The organism is Microbacterium sp. As-52 (assembly GCF_049949185.1).
GTDB classification, from domain to species: domain Bacteria; phylum Actinomycetota; class Actinomycetes; order Actinomycetales; family Microbacteriaceae; genus Microbacterium; species Microbacterium maritypicum_A.
Genome location: NZ_CP188171.1, coordinates 692,193 through 712,652 on the forward strand (window position 1 = coordinate 692,193; position 20,460 = coordinate 712,652).

Consider the following 20,460-nt stretch of genomic DNA (forward strand, 5'->3'; position numbering starts at 1 on the left):
ATGCAACCGTTTGCGCGATTCGAAGGACTCCCGCCCGTGGCAGGATAGCCGGGTGCACAGGAGCGAGGTCGTGAGGTGAGCCGCGGGCTCGCCGCGATGCAGGACCGCAACTTCCGCTGGTTCTTCCTCGCCCGGGCGATCACGATGATCGCCGGGTCGATGTCCTCGATCGCCCTCGCCTTCGCGGTCCTGGAGATCGACAACGACGCGCGATCGCTGTCCTTCGTGCTCGCCGCCTTCACAGTGAGCAACATCGTGTTCGTGCTGTTCGGCGGCGTGATCGCCGACCGACTCCCCCGGGCGCTGATCATCCAGGCCTGCTATGTGGTCGACATCCTGTCGATCGGCACGATCGCCGCGCTCCTGTTCACGGGCAACGCCACGATCCCGCTCCTCGTGATGCTCTCGATCGTCAACGGCGCTTCGACGGCGTTCGTGCTGCCGGCGATGCAGGGCATCATCCCGCAGCTCACGACTCCCGAGCATCTGCAGCAGGCGAACGCGATGCTGTCCTTCGTGCGCTCAGCCGTGACCATCGGCGGCCCGATCATCGCGGGCGTCCTGGTGGCGACCGCGGGCCCGGCCTGGGCGATGGTCGTGCAGGCGACCGGATGGGTGATCGCGATCCCGGTGCTGGCCCTGGTGAAGCTCCCTCCCCCGTCGCACGCGGGCGGCACCACGATGTTCCACGACCTCCGCGTCGGATGGCGGGAGTTCTGGAGTCGCTCGTGGCTGTGGACGATCGTGCTGGCCTTCATGGTCATGAACGCCATCCACGTCGGCGCCTGGGGTGTCGTGGGCCCGTACATCGCGAAGAACAACGATCTGCTCGGCATCACCGGATGGGGCTGGGTCGTGAGCGCCGAGGGCGCCGGCGTGCTGCTGATGACGCTGCTGCTGATGTGGTTCCCGCTGCGACGGCCGCTGCGCTACGGCATGATCGGCATGGCCGCCTTCGCGATCCCCGTGACGATCCTGGGCGTGCATCCCGCGGTGGTCCTGCTCGCCATGGCCGCGTTCATCGCGGGGGCGGGGGCCGAGGTCTTCAGCACGGGGTGGAACCTCGCGATGATGGAGAACATCCCCGGCGAGAAGCTCTCCCGGGTGTCGAGCTACGACATGCTCGGCAGCTTCGTCGTGATGCCGATCGGCACGCTCGTGTACGGCTGGCTGATCACACATGCCGACCCCGCGACAGTGCTCATCGCCTCGGGTGCCGTGTACGCGGTGATCGCGCTGGCCACCCTGATGGTGCCGAGCGTCTGGCGGATGGGACGCCCGGAAGCCGCGACGATCTCCGCGTGAACTAGCGGATTCATAGCATCGACCGCGAGACTGTCGGCATGACCTTCGCCGCGCTCCAGCCCCTCGCCGATCGTGCCGCCCTCTTCGTCGCACTCCGTCAGGATGCTCTCTCCGCCGCCGCCGATGCCCTCGGCGAGCACCGCTGGGACGCGGACCTGGCTGCCGGCACGCTGACCTTCACGGCCGACGCCGATCCGTCCCGCCAGCTCGTGGCCCGCGCGCACCTGATCGCGACGATCGCACCGGGACCCCGGTCGCTGCTGTGGGCCTGGGCACACCCGAGCGGCGACCCGCAGGGAGTCGCCGCGCAGCTGCACGCATACGGCAATGAGCACGGCGTCGCCGAACTCACCACCGCCGAGGTCGCGTTCCCCGCCGAGGTCTCCGGCGACGACGAATGGATCGCCCAGGCGGCCCACACGGTCGGCGGCGTCGCGGTGGAGCTCACCGGGCGCTCCCCCTACTATTCCGCCCCGGTCGGCAACGGAACACGGGCGGTCTTCCTGCTCGACGCTCCGCTCGCGCCGCTCACGGTGGCCGATGCGGTCATCGCGCTCCCCCGCGTGCTCTCCGCCGCCGTCCTGCCCGATGCACGCACGGCGGTCTGGGACCTCGCCCGCCTCGCGGGCTGGACGCTCACCTGGACCGATGAGGCGTTCTCCGGGGCGACGGTGTCGGATGCCACGGGAACCGCGACGTTCCGCTTCGACGAGCAGGCCCGCATCAGCGGGATCGAGAGCACACTGCACAATCAGGGGTGACCGGGCACTCTCAGGGGTGATCGGGCACAATCAGGGGTGATCTGCCCTGGAGGTGTGGGATTCTGGGCGCATGAAGAACGGAATCGTCCGGTTCGCCGCGCTCTACGTGTTCGACGTCGCCGTGCTGCTGCTGATCGGCCTGCTACTGCCCGGTGTGTCGGTCGGTCTGAACGCGCTGTGGGCGTCCGTCATCCTGACCCTCGCCGCCCTGTTCGTGAAGCCGCTGCTCGCCGGGGCCTTCCGCACGTCGGCCGCGAAGTCCGCCGCCGAGCGCACCAGGACCGGCGAGAAGGTCGTGCAGTACGTCCTGGTGTATCTCGTCGAGCTCATCATCTGGGTGCTCACGGTGTGGCTGAGCGGGGTGCGTGCCTCCGGCTTCTGGGCGTTCGTGCTGCCGCCGCTCGCACTGCTGTTCGGCTGGATGATCTACGACCAGATCGACGATCGGCTGCGGGCGAAGGCGGGCGAGATCTACGATTCGGTGCAGGCACGCGTGCAGGGAGGCGCGAAGGCCCCATCCTCCGCGCCCTCCGCGCCCGCCGCGCCGCCGGAGTCGCCGGAGACCCGCGCCGCCCGTGACGAGCTCCGCGACGGGCTGACGCCCGAGCAGCGACGGATGCTCGACGAACTGGGCTGATCCGGGCGGTACGCGCCCGGAACGAGGAAGGCGCCCTCCCGTCACCGGGAGGGCGCCTTTCCTGCGCGAAGGGTCGTCGTCAGAGCGACCGTTCGGCCGCTTCCACGACGTTGGTCATGAGCAGCGCGACCGTCATCGGGCCGACACCTCCCGGGTTCGGGGAGATGTAGCCCGCCACGTCGGCGACATCGGGGGCGACGTCGCCGAACACGAGGCTCTTCCCCGTCTCCTCGTCGGTCTCGCGCGTCACACCGACGTCGAGAACGGCCGCGCCGGGCTTCACGTCTTCCGCGCGGATCAGGTGCTTCACGCCGGCCGCGGCGACGATCACGTCGGCCTCACGCAGGTAGCGCGGCATGTCGACGGTGCCGGTGTGCGTGAGGGTGACCGTGGCGTTCAGGTCGCGCCGGGTGAGCAGCAGTCCGATCGAGCGTCCGATCGTGACGCCGCGCCCGACCACCACGACATGCTTGCCCTTGAGGTCGTAGTCGTTGCGCAACAGCAGTTCGATGACCCCGCGCGGCGTGCATGGCAGCGGCGTGTGGATCGGGCTGTTGACGTTCAGCACCAGGCGCCCGAGGTTGGTCGGGTGCAGGCCGTCGGCATCCTTGGCCGGGTCGATCCGCTCGAGAATCGCGTCGGTGTCCAGATGCTTGGGCAGCGGCAGCTGCACGATGTAACCGTGGCAGGCCGGGTCGGCGTTGAGCTCGTCGATCAGCGCTTCGACGTCGGCCTGGGTCGCTTCCGCCGGCAGCTCGCGCTGGATCGAGTTCATCCCGATCGCCTCGGACTGCCGATGCTTCATACCCACGTACAGCTGCGACGCCGGGTCGGCGCCCACGAGCACGGTGGCGATCCCGGGCGTCACCCCCTTGCTCTTCAGCGCGGCGACGCGCTCGGTGAGCTCGGCCCGGATCGCGGCCGAAGCCGCCTTCCCGTCGAGGATCTTCGCGGTCATGGTGTCTTCCTTACGTCGTCACCGCCGAGTGCACGGCCTCCCGTCGAGCGCACGGCTTGTTCACGTCGACAAGCCGTGCGCTCGGCAGTACCCCGTGCACTCGCGAGAGGGAGGTGCTGCGGAATTACTGCTGCAGGTCCGGGTAGAGCGGGAACGCGGCGGCCAGGGCGTCGACGCGGGCGCGCAGGGCCTCGACGTCGGCCCCCGGGAGCAGCGCGAGGGCGATGATGTCGGCCACCTCGGTGAACTCGGCATCACCGAAGCCGCGGGTCGCGAGCGCGGGCGTGCCGATGCGCAGGCCCGAGGTCACCATGGGCGGACGCGGGTCGTTCGGGACGGCGTTGCGGTTCACGGTGATGTGGATGTCGTGCAGGAGATCCTCGGACTGCTTGCCGTCGATCTCGGCGTCGCGCAGGTCGACCAGAACCAGGTGCACGTCGGTGCCGCCCGAACGTACGGAGATGCCGGCGTCCTTCACGTCCTGCTGCGACAGGCGCTCGGCGATGAGCTTCGCCCCGCGCAGCACACGCTCCTGGCGCTCCTTGAACTCGGGAGTGCCGGCGAGCTTGAACGCCGTGGCCTTGGCCGCGATCACGTGCATGAGCGGTCCGCCCTGCTGCCCGGGGAACACCGCGGTGTTGATCTTCTTGGCGAGCTCGGCGTCGTTGGTGAGGATGAAGCCCGAGCGCGGGCCGCCGATCGTCTTGTGCACGGTCGAGGAGACGACGTGTGCGTGGGGCACCGGGTTCGGGTGCAGACCTGCGGCGACCAGACCGGCGAAGTGCGCCATGTCGACCCAGAGCAGCGCGCCGACCTCGTCGGCGATCTCACGGAACGCGGCGAAGTCCATCGTGCGCGGGTAGGCCGACCAGCCGGCGATGATGACCTTCGGCTTGTGCTCGATCGCTAGGCGACGCACCTCCGCCATGTCGATCGTCGAGGTCTCGGGGTCGACACCGTAGGCGACGATGTCGTACAGACGGCCGGAGAAGTTGATCTTCATGCCGTGCGTGAGGTGGCCGCCCTGGTCGAGGGACAGACCGAGCAGGGTGTCGCCGGGACGGGCGATCGCGTGCAGGACCGCCGCGTTCGCGGAGGCGCCGGAGTGCGGCTGCACGTTCGCGAACTCCGCACCGAACAGGCTCTTCGCCCGCTCGATCGCGAGGGACTCCGCGACGTCGACCTCTTCGCAGCCACCGTAGTAGCGGCGTCCGGGGTAGCCCTCCGCGTACTTGTTCGTGAGCACGGAGCCCTGCGACTGCAGCACCGAGACGGGCACGAAGTTCTCCGACGCGATCATCTCGAGGAAGGTCTGCTGGCGCTTCAGCTCGCGATCCAGGACCTGAGCGATCTCGGGGTCGACCTCGGAAAGCGGGGCGTTGAAGTAACGGTCGGTCATGATGACGTGCTCCTTTGACAACGGATTCGAAAGGGGTGTTCCTATCGGCCCAGGCGCGCGGTCGAATTCCGTGGTCAGTCGCTCCCCGGTGGTAGTCCACCCAGACGCCAGTCGCGACGGTTACGAGCATAGCCGATGCGAGCCGCCGCGCACGCTGCCGTCTCATGGCGGTCGCAGAATCGATTCGAGTTCTGCCATTCCGCTGAGCGGCACCGACGGGTAGGTTTTGTTCATGGTCCTTCCTCATCCTCTTCCGCTCGTTCCCGTGCCCGTGTCCGCCGTCGCACGAGAGGGACGGATGCCGATCACCGCGAAGACGCGCGTGCGCGGTTCCTCCCCCGCAGCCGCCCAGCTGATCGACGCGGTCGAGCGCCGCAGTGGCATCCGGCTCTCCGTCGTCGACGAGGCCCTCGCCGACATCGAGTTGATCGTCGACCCGGAATCCTCGGCGCCGGAAGGCTACACACTCGAGATCAGCGATCAGGCCATCGTCGTCGGGGCCGACGAGGCAGGGCTCTTCTACGGTGTGCAGACACTGCTGCAGCTGCTGCGCCAGGACGACTCCGGTTGGGCGCTGCTCCGCGCCGACGTCGCGGACTCCCCGCGTTTCCCGCGACGGGGCGTCATGCTCGACGTCGCCCGGCACTTCTTCGGCGTCGACGATGTGAAGAGGTTCATCGACAGCACGAGTGCGCTCAAGTTCAACCACCTGCACCTGCACCTGAGCGACGACCAGGGGTGGCGCGTGCACATCGACTCCTGGCCGCTGCTCACCGAGCGCGCCTCCGGCACGTCGGCGAACGGCGACCCCGGCGGCTTCTACTCGAAGGACGACTACCGCGAGCTCGTGGCGTACGCCGCCTCGCGCCACATGATCGTGATCCCCGAGATCGACCTGCCCGGGCACACCCACGCGATCGGCGTGGCCTACCCCGAGCTCGTCGAGGCGCCGGTGCTGAACGACAACCTCATCGCGGATTCCGCGCGTCTGGGCCAGCCGTTGCCCGTCGCCGGCGAGACCTACCTCGGCTGGGGTGTCGGCCATTCCAGCGTCCGCATCCACGAGGAGCGCACGTACGAGTTCGTGCGCGACGTCGTCCGCGAGTTGGCCGAGATGACGCCGGGGCCGTACATCCACATCGGCGGCGACGAGTCGCTCGGCACTCCCCAGGCCGACTTCGATCTGTTCGCCGCGCGCGCGACCTCGATCGTCGTGGAAGAGGGGAAGATCCCGATGGCCTGGCACGAGATGGGCTCCGCGGCGAACATCGCCGAGGGCACCGTCGGGCAGTACTGGGGGAAGACCACGCCCGAAGGCACGCACGCCGAGGAGGCCGCCCATTTCGTCGAGCGGGGCGGCGCTCTCCTCATGTCGGCGGCTGACGTCACCTACCTCGACATGAAGTACACGGAGGACTTCCCCCTCGGACTCACCTGGGCGGCGATCATCGACGTCCGCTCCGCCTACGAGTGGGAGCCCACCGCGGTGCTCGACGTCCCCGAGGCCGCGATCCTCGGTGTGGAGGCCCCTCTCTGGTCGGAGACCACCCGCACGATCGACGAGGTCGAGCAGCTGGTCTTCCCGCGCGCCGCTGCGCAGGCCGAGGTCGCCTGGTCGCCACGAGAGACACCGGAGCGCACATGGGAGTCGTTCCGCCTGCGGGTCGGGTCGTTGGCGCCGCTGTGGAAGGCTGAAGGGGTCGATTTCCACCCCGCAGACGAGATCCCCTGGAGCGCACGTTGAGCACCCACTCCTCTTCGACCGGTTCGCTGGTCATCCACTCGGCGCGGATCATCGATCACGGCGACATCGTCGAGGACGGCTGGATCCGGGTCGAGGACGGTGTCGTGACGGCCCGCGGGACGGGATCGGAGTGGACGCCGGCGGACGAGATCGTCGACGCGACCGCCGTCGCCGGCGCGGGCGCCCTGCTCACTCCCGGCTTCATCGACATCCACGGGCACGGAGGCGCCGGTGCCGCGTTCGACGACGGCGTGGAGGCGATCCGCACCGGACGAGACCTGCACCGCGCGCACGGCACCACCCGCGCGGTCATCTCGCTCGTGACCGCGTCGCTGGACTCCCTCGCCCGCAGTGTCGCGCTCATCGCGGATCTGACCTCGACGGATACCGACATCCTGGGATCGCACCTCGAGGGGCCCTTCCTCGACCCCGGGCATCACGGAGCCCACGAACCCTCGCTTCTCCGCCATCCGGCGGCCGCGGATGTCTCCCGCCTCCTGGATGCCGGCCGCGGCACCGTCCGTCAGGTCACCATCGCGCCGGAGCTCCCCGGCGGGATCGACGCGATCCGACAGATCGTGGCAGCGGGCTCTGCGGCCGCCGTCGGCCACACCGATGCGGATGCCGCCATGGCGATCGCCGCGTTCGAGGCGGGAGCCTCCATCCTCACCCACGCGTTCAACGCGATGCCGGGGATCCATCACCGCGCTCCGGGGCCGGTTCTCGCGGCGGCGGCCGATCATCGTGTGGTGCTCGAGGCCATCGCCGACAACGTGCATCTGGACCCGCACGTCGTCAAGCTCGTCTTCGACTCCGCCCCCCGGCGGGTCGCGCTGATCACCGATGCGATGGCGGCCGCCGGGAGTGCCGACGGCCACTACGACCTCGGCGCGGTGAGCGTCACGGTGCGCGACGGCGTGGCGAGGGCTGACGACACCGGATCGATCGCCGGATCGACGCTGACGCAGGACGTGGCCCTGCGGCGGGCCGTGCAGGCAGGCGTGTCGCTGCCCGAGGCCGTTCGCGCGCTCACGGAGACGCCGGCACGGGCGATCGGCCGCGATTCTGCTCTCGGCGGTCTGCGCAACGGGATGCTCGGCGATGCCGTGCTCCTGGATGCGGAACTGCGCGTCGCGCGCGTGTGGTCAGGACCCCGGCTGCTCGTCTGAGACGGCGCCGCGCGCGACGCGCAGCTCTGCGCTCTCCGGTCATGCATGTGTGACGGGGCGGGAGGCCGCCGTTCCCCAGATCGGCGGCCTCGTTCCCCCTCGTGAGACGGGCGGCCGGGTTCTCCTCCCCCGAGGATCCCGACCTGCCCGACCAGTGCGAATGCCCCCCGCACCAGTGCCTGGATCCCGCCCCCCGGTGGAATCCTCACGGCTGTCTCTATGGGATGAGACGACGCTCCTCCCGATTCATTACGCGACTTCTCGAAATTCTTTCGAGAAGTTCTTCCCGATCCTCGGATCGAACGTGCGGGAGGCCGCCGTTCCCCAGATCGGCGGCCTCGTTCCCTCTCGTGAGACGGGCGGCCGGGTTCTCCTCCCCCGAGGATCCCGACCTACCCGACCAGTGCGAATACCCCCGCACCAGTGCCTGGATCCCGCCCCCCGGTGGAATCCTCACGGCTGTCTACATGGGATGAGACGACACTCCTCCCGATTCATTACGCGACTTCTCGAAATTCCTTCGTATGAGTTTCGGGGACCCCCGACATCCGGCTCCGGCGGCACCGCTGGCGAACCCGGGCATCGCCTTGGAGTTCCGGGAAAGGGTGGCTTCCCTGGGAGATTCGCGAGAGAATGGAGAAGTCGCGTGATGAGAGGCGCTCTCATGCGTCTCTTCCCGTGGAGGCGCACCTGCGCCCGGCGACAGATGGATGATTATGCACGAAGAGAACACGACACACGACGAAGCGATCGGCGACGCCGACCTGATCCTCCGCACCCGTTCGGGCGACACGGAGGCGTTCGGTGAACTCTGGCGACGACACTACCCGTCGGGACTCTCCGTGGCCCGCTCGGTCACCTCGTCGATCGACCCCGATGACCTCGTGCAGGAGTCGTACACGCGCATCTATCAGGCGATCATCAAGGGGGGCGGACCGAACGGGTCCTTCCGCGCCTACCTGTTCACGAGCATCCGCAACACGGCGGCAGGCTGGGGACGCGCCCGCCGCGAGACCGCGATCGATGAGCTCGACGCCGTCGCCGACCCCGACACCACCGATCAGGCCGCGAGCGAGGCACTCGACCGCAGCCTCACCGCGCAGGCTTTCCGCAGTCTCCCCTCCCGCTGGCAGGAGGTGCTCTGGTACACCGAGATCGAGCAGATGAAGCCGCAGGAGGTCGGCCCTCTCCTCGGGATGAAGGCCGGCGCCGTGTCGCAGTTGGCCTTCCGCGCCCGCGAGGGTCTGCGCGAAGCCTGGATCCAGGCGCATCTGCGCAGCGCCGAAGACGGCTCCGAGTGCCAGTGGACCATCGAGCACCTGGGCGCCTACTCACGTGGCAACCTCAGCACGCGCGACCACAAGCGGCTCGAGCTGCACCTCGATGAGTGCGCTCGATGCATGATCGTCGCGGCCGAGGCGAAAGATGTCTCCAAGCGTCTCGCCCTGGTGCTCCTGCCTCTCGTCCTCGGCGTCACCGGCGCCGCCGGCTACCTCGCCACGCTGCAAGGCGCCGGCACGCCGATCGTCGCGCTGGCGGCCATGCCGTCGAGCATTCCCGGAGCCGTCTTCGCCGGTGACCCCGGTGCTTCACACGCCGCGACGGGCCTCGCCGCGACCGGTGGTTCAGGTTCCGGTGGCGGGGCCGGCGGCTCGGCGGGAGGCACTGCCGGCTCATCCGCCGGTGCCGGATCCGCGGGTGGTGTGTTCACCGGGATCGGCGCGCTCGTCGGTGTGGGATCGGCCGCTCTGGTGGTGGCCGGTGTCGTCGCTGCCGCCACGATCCTCCCCGGACTCGCCGGTGCCGACCCGGCGACCTCGCTTCCGAGCGCGGGGGACGAGGACCCGTCGTCGATCTCGGCGGACGTCGGACCGGACGAGAAGCTGAGCCTCGACGAGCCCGTCGTCATCGAGCCGCCGGTCACCGTACCGGAGCAGCCTCCTGCGCCGCCGGCCGTGGATCCGGTGCCGGGAGCAGATGAGGTGGGTCCGGCCGCCGCCGCGCCTCCCGCCACCCTCCCTCCCGTCACACCCCCTCCGGTCACGGTGCCACCCGTGGACCCGGTCGACCCCGTGGACCCGGTCGACCCCGTGGATCCGGTCGACCCGGGTGTCCCCACGGAGGCTCCCGCGTGGGAGACCGCCACCATTTGGTTCAACGGCCTCCAGGTCCACTACAGCGTTCCGATCACCGGAATGGCCGGTCAAAGGGTCGAGGCCCTTCTCGACGACAGCACCGGCGGCGGTGACAGCATCCTGCTCGACGAGTCCGGCTTCGGCGTCATCGATCTCCGCCCGACTTTCTGGCAGTTCGTCGACGCGGACATCACAACCGTCACCTTCCGTTACGTCCTCGCGTCGGGCACCAGCCCCTCCACGGTCACCACACTGCTCGAGCTCGAGCCCAACCGTCCCGAGGGTCCGGAAGAGGAGGCTCCGATCGTGTCCGCCACCGCGACGCCGGACACCGCGAGCGATGTGTCGACCACCTCACCTGCGGCGTCCGAGCCGACGTCGGTGGCCGACCCTGTGACGGCTCCCGCACCTGCACCCGTCGACCCCGCACCCGTCGAGCCCGCGCCCGTCGAGGTCACGCCCGTCGTGGCCATGCCCGTCCCCGCAGACTCGACCGCAGCCGCACCTGCGCCCCTGGCCGAGGCCGCCGCTGCCCCGGCTGAGGACGCCCCCGCCGCCGAATAGACTGGATCCATGTCCTCGGATCCCGCTCCCGTCCCCGGCGTCGACCGCCCGGTCATCACCGCTCTCGACATCGTCCGCGCCGTCGTCCTCATCGTCGCCGTGGCCTCTCTCGCCCTCTGGGGCTTCGCGAGCTGGGACCTTCCCTGGAACGTCGTCATCGGCGTCGGGGCCCCCGTCGTCGTGATCCTGATCTGGGCGCTGTTCCTGTCGCCGCGTCCGGTCCTGCGCGTGCACCCTTTCCTCCGCGCCGCCGTCGAGTTGCTGATCTACGTCGGAGTCACCATCGCCTGGTGGTCGATGGGCCAAGCGCTCATCGGCACGGCCTTCGCCCTCGTCGCGGTGGTCGCCGGTGTGCTCAGCGGCCGACGCGCGCTGTCCTGAGGCTTCTCTCGTGAGCACACCGTCGTGAGCACGCCATCGTGAGCGCCCTCTCCCTCCTGCAGGAATCCCTCGGAGCGCTCGTCGACACCGACGACGCCTCGCTCGAACAAGCCAGGGCCGACCGCTCCGGTCATGCCGCAGTGGGCCGTCCACTCGCCGTCGTCCACGCGGAGCGGATCGAGCATGTGCAGCAGACCATGCGCATCGCCACCGCCACCCGCACTCCGGTCGTGATCCGCGGCGCCGGAACCGGGCTGGCGGGCGCCGCGAACGCAGGAACCGGCGAGGTCGTGCTGTCGCTGCGCCGGATGACAGCGATCAACGAGATCCGTCCCGATGATCTGCTCGCCGTGGTCGAGCCCGGAATCCTGAACGCCGACCTCAACGCCGCACTCTCCGAGCACGGGCTGTGGTGGGCGCCCGACCCCGCCAGTCGCGACATCTCGACCGTCGGCGGCAACATCGCCACGGGCGCCGGCGGTCTGCTCTGCGCCAAGTACGGCGTCGTGCGCGACGCGGTACTCGGGGTCGACGTGGTGCTCGCGGACGGGCGGCTGATGCACCTCGGGCACCGCAGCGTCAAAGGCGTCACTGGACTGGATCTCACCGCACTGATGGTCGGCTCGGAAGGAACGCTCGGAGTCGTCGTCGGGGCCACCCTGAAGCTGCGCCGGCTCGTCCCCGGCGAGAACTGCACCGTCACAGCGACCTTCCCCGGCGTACGCACCGCGGCCGCCGCGTCTGCCGCCGTCACCGCTGCCGGCGTCCAGCCGGCGATCATGGAGCTGATGGATGCCGCGAGCCTCTCCGCCGTGCATGCTCTCCTCGCGCTCGCTGTTCCCCCGGAGGGCGCGGCCCAGCTGACCATCCAGACGGACGGCCCGGCGGCTGCCGCCGAAGCGGACACGATTGCCGCGATCCTGCGCGACCACGAGGGGGCGGTGATCGTCTCCCATGACCGCGACGAGGGCGAGCGCCTCCTCGCCGTCCGACGGTCGATGCATGCAGCGATGGCATCGCTGGGCACGACGCTGATCGAAGACGTCTCGGTACCGCGCAGCGCCATGCCGGCGATGTTCGACGAGATCGCGCGCATCGAGCGCGAGTACCGCATCGTGATCCCGACGGTCGCCCATGCCGGCGACGGCAACCTGCACCCGAACTTCATCTTCGAGGGGACGGAGACGCCGCCGCACGTGTGGGCGGCAGCAGACGAGCTCTTCCGCGCCGCCATCCGTCTCGGCGGCACCCTGACAGGCGAGCACGGCATCGGAGTCCTGAAACGGCGCTGGCTCGCCGAGGAGTTGGGTGACGACCAGTGGCAGCTCCAACGTCAGATCGCCGCCGTGTTCGATCCGCTCGGCATCCTCAACCCCGGAAAGGTGTTCGCCTCCGATGCCTGACATCCATGTGAGCGCGGCGGTGATCGTCGACGAGTCCGGACGCGTGCTGGTCGTCCGCAAGCAGGGCACGACCATGTTCATGCAGCCGGGCGGCAAGCCCGAGGCCGGCGAGTCCGCCGCGCAGACGCTGATCCGCGAGCTCGACGAGGAACTCGGGCTGGTCCTCGACGAAGCCGCCCTCGAGCCCCTCGGCACGTTCGTCTCCGCGGCAGCGAACGAGCCGGGGCACCGGGTCGTCGCAGAGGCTTTCGCGACCTCCGTCGACCCCGGGGCGGTGAGTGTTCAGGCAGAGCTCGCCGAGCTGCGGTGGATCACCCCGGCCGACGTCGCCACGCTTCCGCTGGCGCCGCTGAGCGTCGAGCACCTGCTCCCGATCGCCTGGCCCGCGTCGGCGAGCTGAGCACGCCGGCGCGGGGCTCGGGCGCGCGTCAGATGCCCTGCCAGGCGGGCTTGTTGGCGAACGTGTAGCGGTAGTAGTCGGCGAGTGCGAGGCGCGACGCCGCGGCTTCGTCGACCACGATCGTGGCGTGCGGGTGCAGCTGGATCGCGGAACCGGGCAGGAGAGCCGTGAGCGGTCCCTCGACCGCTCCGGCGACGGCCTCGGCCTTGCCCTCACCGAAGGCGAGCAGCACGAGATGACGCGCCCTCAGGATCGTTCCGAGCCCCTGCGTGATGCAGTGCATGGGAACGTCGTCGATCGAGTCGAAGAAGCGGGCGTTGTCTTCGCGCGTCTGCTCCGTGAGCGTCTTCACGCGAGTGCGGGACGCGAACGACGATCCGGGCTCGTTGAAGCCGATGTGTCCGTCCGTGCCGATGCCGAGGATCTGCAGGTCGACGCCCCCGGCGGCATCGATGGCCGCCTCGTAGTCATCGCCCGCGTGCTGGATCGTCGCCTGCGCACCGTTGGGGACATGGATGCGCTGCGGGTCGAGGCCGAGCGGCTCGACGACCTCACGGGTGATGACGGAGCGGTAGCTCTCCGGGTGCGCGGGGTCGATCCCGACGTACTCGTCGAGGGCGAAGCCGCGCACCTGCGAGACGTCGTGACCCGCGAGCTGCGTGCGCAGCGCCTGGTACACCGGCAGCGGTGTCGATCCGGTGGCGAGGCCGAGGACCGCATCCGCACGACGCGCGATCAGCTCCACGATCTCGGTGGCGACCAACGCACCGGCAGCCTCGGCATTCTCGACGATGACGACCTCAGCCATGGGGAACGATCTCCTTCTCGGTGATGGAAGCGCCGACGAGTGCGGCGCCGAATGCGGCGGCGGGAGAACCCGCGGGGAGCAGTTCGATTCTCTCATCCAGGCGGAGCGACCGCATGAACGGTGACGCCTCGGCGCCCGCGTGCAGGGCGGCGCGGATGCCGTTCTCGAGCCGGTCTCCGAGAGCGGTGAGTCCTCCCCCGATGACCACCGTCTCGACGTCGGCGGAGAGCACGAGAACCCGCACGGCGGCTGCGGCTCCGTGGTAGAGGTCGTCGCGAAGGGAGAGTGCCAGCGGATCGCCGGCGTCCGCCGCGTCGAAGATGTCCCGGATCGGCAGCGCACCGGGGCGACCCCACGCCTTGGCCAGCGCGCCCCCACCGCAGAAGGTCTCGACGCAGCCGTGCTGTCCGCAGCCGCACAGTCGTCCACGCGGATCGACCGAGAGGTGACCGACCTCGCCGGCCGTTCCCCGCGCGCCGCGCCAGATGCGCCCGTCGATCACGATTCCGGCGGCGACGCCCGTTCCGAGGTTCAGGTAGGCCATGGACCCGGCGACTCCGCTCAGCACCGCGGCTCCGAGCGCCGCGGCCTTCACGTCGTTCTCCACCCGGAAGGGGACACCGAGTGCACGCTCGGCCGTGGCAGCGAGGTCCAGGGACTCCACCCCGAGGTTGACGGCGTGATCCACGCGGCCGGCCTCGGCGTCGACGAGTCCGGGGATCCCGATCCCCACGGATCCGACGTCGTCGAGGGCGAATCCGCTCTCGACGGCGAGGGCGGTGACCGCCGCGACGATGCTCTCGACGACGGCGTCGTCACCCCAGCCGGTCGGTCGGCGCAGTCTCCCCCGGATGTCTCCGGACGGATCGACGGCGACCGCGTCGATCTTCGTACCGCCGACGTCCAGGCCCACTCGAATGGGCCGACCGGAGCGGTCGGCACTGCCGGCACCCGTCATCGGATGCTGCTCCCTGCCGTGACGGTGATGGTGGCGTCGACGATCACGACACTCCCAGCTGTCCGGAGAGCACCATGACGGCGGCTCCTCGCAGGACGATGTCCTCCTGGTGCGTCAGCCGCACCACGACATCCTCGAAGACGCCCTCAAGGGTCCGCGCGTGCAGCGTCTCGATGGCGGCGTCGATCAGGATGCCGTCGAGCAGCTCGGCCGGTCCGGAGAGCACGACCTCGGAGAGATCGAGCGCCGCGACGATCGGGGCGACCGCGATGGCCATCCGCGTTCCGGCATCACGGAGGATCTCGTCTCGCGCATCGGGGTCCGCAGCGATCGCCGCGCCGAGGCGGCTCACGCTGAGCCACGCTTCGAGACAGCCGTCCTTGCCGCACGCGCAGCGCGGTCCGCCGTCGGTTCCGACCACGACGTGACCGATCTCCCCTGCGGCGAAGCGGCTGCCGAGCAGAGGCTGGCTGCCGGTGATGAGACCGGCGCCGACGCCCTTGCCGATCTTGATCAGCATGAAGTCGGCCTTGGCGTCACCGAAGGTGTACTCCGCGAGCACCGCTGCGTTGGCGTCGTTTCGGGCGAGGACGGGAAGGTCGAGGTCGACGCCGAGCTTCGCCTCGAGCGGGAAGTTCGTCCAGCCGAGGTTGGGCGAGCTGAGGACGAGGCCATCGGGACGCACCACACCGGGCGTGCCGATTCCCACACCCAGCAGAGGCTGGGTCGATGCGGCGACGAGGGCGTCCGCCAGCTCACGCAGTGCCGCATAGGCCGCCTCGCCGTCGGGCGATGCGGGGCGGGCCACCTCGCGCCGCTCGAGCACATCTCCGTCGAGACTCAGCACCGCACCGGTGAAGGCGTCCGGTCCGGAGAGGTCGAGACCGACGATCTGATGCCCGAAGCGGTCGATGTCGATGAGGATCGGCGGCTTGCCGGGGCCGACGGCCTCACGGACGCCCATCTCGATCACGATGCCGTCGGCGATGAACTCTGCGACCAGGTCGGAGATGGTGACCCGGGTGAGTCCGGTCTCCCGGGAGAGGTCGGCACGACTCATCGCGCCGGCGTGGTAGAGCGTCTGCAGCACGAGGGCGCGGTTGTGCCCTCGTGCGTGCTCGGGCAGCACCTTGGATCGTGAGCGCAGGTGGCGCCCGGGGCCGAAGGCGTGCGCATTCGCACCGACGTACTCTGACGGCGATGCGGAACGCTGTTCATCCGAAACGGACATGTTTGTTAGTAGACCTTACGAACAAAATTTGCGCAACCTCTACCCGCGGACGCGCGAGCAGGGTTACCGAAACGTTACATTACTTTCGATCGTCTTCGGCGACCGTGTTCGAGCGCTCGAGGAGACGCTCCACCAGGCCCGCGACGATCTGCTCCCGCGCCTCGATCGTGAGCGGCTTCCCCGGCACGCCGGGACGGCGCTGAGCGGGTTGCGGACCGTCAAGGGGACGATACCGCACCCCGGCGGCGGCGAGCCGGCGCAGATGGGTCGGCAGGCGGCGTCCGAAGCCGGCATACGGTGCGGCGTCGCCTCCTTCCCAGAGTCTCTCGGCGATCGCCGAGAGACGCGGGAACACCGCGAAGTCGACGCGATCCGCTGTCGGCAGATGCTCGCTCCACACGTTCGCCTGTCCCCCCACTGCGCCATCCACGACGCGCAGCGTGTAGGCGCGCTCGATCGTGAGCGGCGGACCGACCCTGATCGGCTCCTCCTCGGACTCCGACTGCGGGTAGTCGAGATAGACCTCGAGGTCGGGGCACGCCACGACCTCGATACCGAGACGCAGCGCCTCGCGCATCGCCGCCGGGCCGCGCCAGGCGAGGATGCGCACCCCCTCGGGGACATCCCCTTCGAGAACCTCGTCCCAGGCAAGCGCGGTGCGCCCCCGGGAACGCACGTGCGCCACGAAGTGCGCGGTGAACCACGGCTGCACGTCATGCGGCGTGGCGATGCCGAGCTCACGCATCCGCGCGCCGGCCGCTGCGCTCTGCGCCCACTCGGTGACCGGCACCTCGTCGCCGCCGATCCCGATCCACTCCGAATCGAAGGCATCGCACAGCGCATCGATCGCCGCACGTCCGAAGGCCAGAGCGGCATCCGTGGGCGCCAGGGTGCGCGGGTTCACCCCGAAGCGCTCCCAGGCGGAGGGCGCCGGCTCCCCGACGTCGAGGTTGCCGAGCTCGGGGTACGCGGCGAGGCCCGCCTGGATGTGCCCCGGCAGTTCCACCTCCGGCACGAGGGTCACGAATCGCTCGCGAGCGTAAGCGACCAGATCGTGCAGTTCCGCCGTCGTATAGAACCCCTCGTGCACACCGGGGACGACGGTCGACGACGGACCGTGTCCCAGCTGTGTCGCCTCCCGCCGCCCGCCCACCTCGGTGAGCCGGGGGAAGCCGGGCACCTCGAAACGCCAACCCTGGTCGTCGGTGAGGTGCAGATGCAGGACATTCAGGTGATGGTCGGCGAGAAGGTCGATGAACCGGCGGACCTCCTCGACGCTCCGGAAGTGCCGGGCGACGTCGAGCATGGCTCCGCGCCAGCTGTACGCGGGCGCCCCTTGCCAGACCCCCGCGGGGATCAGCGCCGTCGTGGCATCCGAGTCCCGGAGCTGTCGCAGTGTGGTCGCGCCCCGGAACACGCCCACGGGACTCGCGCCCCTGACCTCGATCCCGGACGCGCTCACGGTCACCCGGAAGGCCTCGTCGCCGATGCGGCCGGCGACGGCGGCATCCGCGCCGAGGGACTCGTCGATCACCAGACGGATCGGCGAGAGTTCGCCGTCGCCTCCCTCGCCGCCCAGGCGCGCCACGGATGCGCGGAGACCAGAAGCGGTGAGATCAGAAGCGGTGAGACCGGAAGCGGTGCGGATCGGCGTCCGTTCCGTCCACAGGAATCCCGGGGCGGCCGGATCGATACGCGCATCGACGCGCGGCACCGTCGCACGGTGCGGCGGCGGCGGCATCCGCAGCGCGCGGCCGGGAGTGAGTCCGGTGACGTCACCGTCCGACACCACCGGTACGCCGTCGACCAGTACCTCGACGATGCCCTGCGGGGCGGCGAAAGGCGCCTCGAAGGTCGCTCCCGCCGCGATGGTCTCCGGATCGAACAGCACCAGATCCGCGGTCGCACCCTGCGTGACGATGCCACGGGGTGCATCGCCGCGATCGAGCCCCAGACGCCTGGCCGGAGTTCCGGAGAGGTGACGGACGGCCTCCTCCCAGGTGAGGATGCCGAGTTCGCGCACGTAGTGCCCGAGGTATCGCGGGAATGTGCCGCGCCCGCGCGGGTGCGGCCGGGCGCCGATCAGGATCCCGTCGCTTCCGCCCGCGTGCCGCGGATGCCGCATGATCGCGCGGACGTTCTCCTCATCGCCGATGTGCATCAGGATCCCGGTGGCCCCGGCGTCGTCGATGATCGTGTCGAGCACCACATCGACGGCGCGGCGGCCGGTCGTGGTGGAGATCTCGGCGATGGTGCGTCCGACGAGATCGGCCAGGGCCGGATTGGCGGTGCCGGAGATCTGGATCTGCGTCCAATCGGCCTTCTCACCGTGGAAGCCGTCGCAGCCGACCTCCTCGAGCTCCACGCGCACGGCCTCTCGGCCGGCGCTGTCGAGACCGGCGATGGCGCCGAGCAGATCGCCGGTGGCTGCGAGCCTGCTGGGCAGCAGTGCGGAGAGGGTGGTGGCGCCGGGAAGATAGGGATACGTGTCGAGCGTGACGTCCACGCCATCCGCGATCGCCTCGTCGACCAGAGTCAGCAGGTCACGCGCGCGCCCCCGGTTCGGAGCGAAGTTCATGGTGGCATGGGTCAGATGCACGGGGCATCCGGTGCGACGGCCGATGTCGAGCGCTTCGCGGTACGCCTCGAGCGCCCCTCCCCCGTAGCTGCGGGTGTGCGGCGCCCAGTAGCCGCCGCGTTCGGCGACGACGCGGCACAGCGCCTCGAGCTCGGCGGTGTCGGCGTACATCCCCGGCGTGTAGGTGAGTCCGCTCGACATCCCGAACGCTCCCGCATCCAGCGCTTCGCCCAGGAGGTCGGCCATGGCGGACACCTCGGCCGACGTCGCCGGACGGTTCTCATGACCGACGACCATCATCCGCAGGTTCCCCTGCGGTACGAGGACAGCGGCGTTCGCGACCGCTGCGGCGTCGATCGCCGCGAGCAGATCGTCCATCGTCCGCCATGGCACCTCGGCGGGCATGCCGTTCCATCCGGCGATCTGCGCGGGGATGACCGCGGCCGCCGCATCGTCGAGGGGCGCGTACCCGAGCCCGTCCTGACCGAGCACCTCGGTCGTGACGCCCTGGCGGATCTTCGCGTCGTGCGCGGCACCGCTCAACACGGCGAGTTCGCTGTGCGCATGCATGTCGATGAATCCGGGGGCCAGCACGAGGCCGTCGGCTCCGACCTCCACAGCCCCGTCGGGAAGCGCGAGCACCGGCTCCGATGCCCCTTCGGGGATGATCGCCACCACCCTCTTCCCCTCCACGGCGACGTCGGCGACATACCTCGGCGCGCCCGTCCCGTCGATGACGGTGGCTCCGCGATAGACCCGGACCAGGCCGGCGGCCGCCTTCTCCGCGCTCAGAAGCATGTCGCCACCGCTCCGATCACCCGCGGGTCGGCGGCGTCCGGATCGTCGATCACCGCGACCACCCGCCATTTGTCGAACGCCGTGCAGGGATGTGAAAGTCCCAGCCGCACGACATCGCCGACGGCGACCCTCGCGTCATCCGCGAGGCTCAGGAACGCGTGCTGGTCGTTCAGCGCGGTGATCGCACCCGCGACGCTCTGGGGAACGGGCAGGTCGAGATCGAAGGGCACGTCTCGACGACCGGCGTCGAGCAGCGCGAGGCCGTCCTCGGGCTGCGACACCACGCGCGACCAGGCGTGCATCGCAGAACGCAGCGGTGCGGTCCCGGTGAGCGGCCCGAAGGGCGACATGCGGGAGTAGAAGCCGTCGTCGTGGATCTGGAAGGCGCCGGAGCGCAGCACGACATCCGCCTCGGCGCCCACCGTCCCGAGCACCGCCGCCGCCCGGTCGGGGAAGGAACTGCCGCCGGCGCTCAGCACAGGGCGCACGTCGTCCGGGTACTCCAGCCGCGTGTGCAGCTCGATGAGCGTCTCCAGGTAGGCGTCGACCGCGGCCACGGAGGTATCGCTGCGGTCCGGCCCGAACGGCCCCTCGTATCCGGTGACGCCCGCGAGGCGCAGTCCCGGGGCGGCGGCGATGGCCTGCGCGATGCGCTCCCCCTCCGCCACCGTGCGCGCGCCGGTTCGACCGTGTGCGCCGCCCAGCTCGACCAGCACGTCGAGCGGACGCGACGCATCGCGCATGCCGTTCGCGAGGATCATGACGCCGTCGAGGGAGTCGGCCCAGCACAGCACACGCAGCCCGTCGTCCGCACCGAGCAGGGATCCCAGTCGGCGCACCGCCGCGGGATCGGTGACGGCGTTCGCGATGAGCACGGTCGAGACGCCGGCATCCACGGCCACTTCGGCCTGCCAGGGCGTCGCGACCGAGATCCCCCACGCGCCCGCGTCGAGCAGCCGCTGCCACAGGGCCGGCGCCATGGTGGTCTTGCCGTGTGGAGCGAGCAGCACGCCACGGTCTTTCGCCCAGGTGAAGACGGTCTCCTCGTTGTGCGCGAGGGCACCCTCATGCACCGTCAGGACCGGGGTGACCAGATCGGAGAGGTGCAGGCCGGCCTCGGCCACCTCGGCGAGACGCAGTCCCGCAGCATGCGCCGGGAAGCCCTTCGTCCAGGCGCCGATAACGGGATCCGGAATTTGTAGAGGCATCTAACAATGCTACTAGGCTTGAC

Annotated in this window: 16 protein-coding genes and 1 riboswitch; of the genes, 9 read left to right on the forward strand and 7 right to left on the reverse strand. The window is 69.9% G+C overall.

Features of this window, described 5'->3' with window-relative positions:
- Nucleotides 1–75 precede the first annotated feature (75 nt).
- The 3 genes from ACLFA2_RS03355 to ACLFA2_RS03365 all read left to right on the forward strand — a co-directional run bounded on the left by ACLFA2_RS03355 (nucleotide 76) and on the right by ACLFA2_RS03365 (nucleotide 2,703).
- A complete protein-coding gene (locus tag ACLFA2_RS03355) occupies nucleotides 76–1,305 on the forward strand; it encodes an MFS transporter (protein ID WP_426622037.1) in 1,230 nt (409 codons plus the stop codon).
- Between the two features lie 38 nt (nucleotides 1,306–1,343).
- Nucleotides 1,344–2,066 (forward strand): DUF6882 domain-containing protein, encoded by a 723-nt coding sequence (locus ACLFA2_RS03360; RefSeq protein ID WP_167253332.1) that lies wholly within the window; start codon nucleotides 1,344–1,346, stop codon nucleotides 2,064–2,066.
- Between the two features lie 70 nt (nucleotides 2,067–2,136).
- The gene (locus tag ACLFA2_RS03365) at nucleotides 2,137–2,703 is read left to right on the forward strand and encodes a hypothetical protein (protein ID WP_167253331.1); all 567 of its coding nucleotides are present in this window, start codon (nucleotides 2,137–2,139) and stop codon (nucleotides 2,701–2,703) included.
- 79 nt (nucleotides 2,704–2,782) lie between these two features.
- On the opposite strand, the gene ACLFA2_RS03370 is transcribed toward ACLFA2_RS03365, so the two are convergent.
- Nucleotides 2,783–3,661, reverse strand: coding sequence for a bifunctional methylenetetrahydrofolate dehydrogenase/methenyltetrahydrofolate cyclohydrolase (locus ACLFA2_RS03370; RefSeq protein ID WP_021198834.1), 879 nt, complete (start codon nucleotides 3,659–3,661; stop codon nucleotides 2,783–2,785).
- A gap of 124 nt (nucleotides 3,662–3,785) precedes the next feature.
- A complete protein-coding gene (gene glyA / locus ACLFA2_RS03375; RefSeq protein WP_021198835.1) occupies nucleotides 3,786–5,060 on the reverse strand; it encodes a serine hydroxymethyltransferase in 1,275 nt (424 codons plus the stop codon).
- Between the two features lie 40 nt (nucleotides 5,061–5,100).
- Nucleotides 5,101–5,185, reverse strand: a riboswitch (ZMP/ZTP riboswitch).
- Nucleotides 5,186–5,292: 107 nt separating this feature from the next.
- Between glyA and ACLFA2_RS03380 the strand changes: the two genes are divergently transcribed.
- The 6 genes from ACLFA2_RS03380 to ACLFA2_RS03405 all read left to right on the forward strand — a co-directional run bounded on the left by ACLFA2_RS03380 (nucleotide 5,293) and on the right by ACLFA2_RS03405 (nucleotide 12,856).
- Entirely contained in the window at nucleotides 5,293–6,804 is a 1,512-nt protein-coding gene (locus ACLFA2_RS03380; protein ID WP_426622038.1) for a family 20 glycosylhydrolase, read from the forward strand.
- Entirely contained in the window at nucleotides 6,801–7,973 is a 1,173-nt protein-coding gene (nagA, locus tag ACLFA2_RS03385; protein ID WP_347125136.1) for an N-acetylglucosamine-6-phosphate deacetylase, read from the forward strand. Before ACLFA2_RS03380 ends, nagA begins: the two co-directional genes overlap by 4 nt.
- A 716-nt stretch (nucleotides 7,974–8,689) precedes the next feature.
- Entirely contained in the window at nucleotides 8,690–10,672 is a 1,983-nt protein-coding gene (locus ACLFA2_RS03390) for a sigma-70 family RNA polymerase sigma factor (protein WP_426622039.1), read from the forward strand.
- Nucleotides 10,673–10,681: 9 nt separating this feature from the next.
- Nucleotides 10,682–11,053 carry a YrdB family protein gene (locus tag ACLFA2_RS03395; protein WP_021198839.1) on the forward strand — a complete coding sequence of 124 codons (372 nt, stop codon included), beginning with the start codon at nucleotides 10,682–10,684 and terminating at the stop codon, nucleotides 11,051–11,053.
- Nucleotides 11,054–11,091: 38 nt separating this feature from the next.
- Nucleotides 11,092–12,456 (forward strand): FAD-binding oxidoreductase, encoded by a 1,365-nt coding sequence (locus ACLFA2_RS03400; protein ID WP_347125131.1) that lies wholly within the window; start codon nucleotides 11,092–11,094, stop codon nucleotides 12,454–12,456.
- The gene (locus tag ACLFA2_RS03405) at nucleotides 12,449–12,856 is read left to right on the forward strand and encodes an NUDIX domain-containing protein (RefSeq protein WP_347125130.1); all 408 of its coding nucleotides are present in this window, start codon (nucleotides 12,449–12,451) and stop codon (nucleotides 12,854–12,856) included. The genes ACLFA2_RS03400 and ACLFA2_RS03405 overlap by 8 nt, the downstream gene beginning before the upstream one ends.
- Before the next feature lie 28 nt (nucleotides 12,857–12,884).
- Here the strand turns inward: ACLFA2_RS03405 and nagB are convergent, their stop codons facing one another.
- The 5 genes from nagB to ACLFA2_RS03430 form a co-directional block, all read right to left on the reverse strand.
- Entirely contained in the window at nucleotides 12,885–13,664 is a 780-nt protein-coding gene (gene nagB, locus ACLFA2_RS03410; RefSeq protein ID WP_021198842.1) for a glucosamine-6-phosphate deaminase, read from the reverse strand.
- Nucleotides 13,657–14,622, reverse strand: coding sequence for an ROK family protein (locus tag ACLFA2_RS03415; RefSeq protein ID WP_292763130.1), 966 nt, complete (start codon nucleotides 14,620–14,622; stop codon nucleotides 13,657–13,659). The genes nagB and ACLFA2_RS03415 overlap by 8 nt, the downstream gene beginning before the upstream one ends.
- A gap of 43 nt (nucleotides 14,623–14,665) precedes the next feature.
- Nucleotides 14,666–15,853, reverse strand: a complete 1,188-nt coding sequence (locus ACLFA2_RS03420; RefSeq protein WP_021198844.1) for an ROK family transcriptional regulator — start codon at nucleotides 15,851–15,853, stop codon at nucleotides 14,666–14,668.
- 79 nt (nucleotides 15,854–15,932) lie between these two features.
- On the reverse strand, nucleotides 15,933–19,229 hold the full coding sequence (locus ACLFA2_RS03425; RefSeq protein WP_426622040.1) for a family 20 glycosylhydrolase: 3,297 nt from the start codon (nucleotides 19,227–19,229) through the stop codon (nucleotides 15,933–15,935).
- Nucleotides 19,220–20,437: an alanine racemase gene (locus ACLFA2_RS03430; RefSeq protein ID WP_235045215.1), complete on the reverse strand. Its 1,218-nt coding sequence runs from the start codon at nucleotides 20,435–20,437 to the stop codon at nucleotides 19,220–19,222. Before ACLFA2_RS03430 ends, ACLFA2_RS03425 begins: the two co-directional genes overlap by 10 nt.
- Nucleotides 20,438–20,460 lie beyond the last annotated feature (23 nt).

Excerpts from the sequence above, each read along its gene's own strand:
- nagB (WP_021198842.1), bottom strand. The coding sequence starts at position 13,664 with ATGGCTGAGGTCGTCATCGTCGAGAATGCCGAGGCTGCCGGTGCGTTG.
- glyA (WP_021198835.1), bottom strand. The coding sequence starts at position 5,060 with ATGACCGACCGTTACTTCAACGCCCCGCTTTCCGAGGTCGACCCCGAG.
- ACLFA2_RS03360 (WP_167253332.1), top strand. The coding sequence starts at position 1,344 with ATGACCTTCGCCGCGCTCCAGCCCCTCGCCGATCGTGCCGCCCTCTTC.
- ACLFA2_RS03415 (WP_292763130.1), bottom strand. The coding sequence starts at position 14,622 with ATGACGGGTGCCGGCAGTGCCGACCGCTCCGGTCGGCCCATTCGAGTG.
- ACLFA2_RS03420 (WP_021198844.1), bottom strand. The coding sequence starts at position 15,853 with ATGTCCGTTTCGGATGAACAGCGTTCCGCATCGCCGTCAGAGTACGTC.
- ACLFA2_RS03395 (WP_021198839.1), top strand. The coding sequence starts at position 10,682 with ATGTCCTCGGATCCCGCTCCCGTCCCCGGCGTCGACCGCCCGGTCATC.
- ACLFA2_RS03380 (WP_426622038.1), top strand. The coding sequence starts at position 5,293 with ATGGTCCTTCCTCATCCTCTTCCGCTCGTTCCCGTGCCCGTGTCCGCC.
- ACLFA2_RS03370 (WP_021198834.1), bottom strand. The coding sequence starts at position 3,661 with ATGACCGCGAAGATCCTCGACGGGAAGGCGGCTTCGGCCGCGATCCGG.
- ACLFA2_RS03430 (WP_235045215.1), bottom strand. The coding sequence starts at position 20,437 with ATGCCTCTACAAATTCCGGATCCCGTTATCGGCGCCTGGACGAAGGGC.
- ACLFA2_RS03405 (WP_347125130.1), top strand. The coding sequence starts at position 12,449 with ATGCCTGACATCCATGTGAGCGCGGCGGTGATCGTCGACGAGTCCGGA.
- ACLFA2_RS03425 (WP_426622040.1), bottom strand. The coding sequence starts at position 19,229 with ATGCTTCTGAGCGCGGAGAAGGCGGCCGCCGGCCTGGTCCGGGTCTAT.
- ACLFA2_RS03365 (WP_167253331.1), top strand. The coding sequence starts at position 2,137 with ATGAAGAACGGAATCGTCCGGTTCGCCGCGCTCTACGTGTTCGACGTC.
- ACLFA2_RS03390 (WP_426622039.1), top strand. The coding sequence starts at position 8,690 with ATGCACGAAGAGAACACGACACACGACGAAGCGATCGGCGACGCCGAC.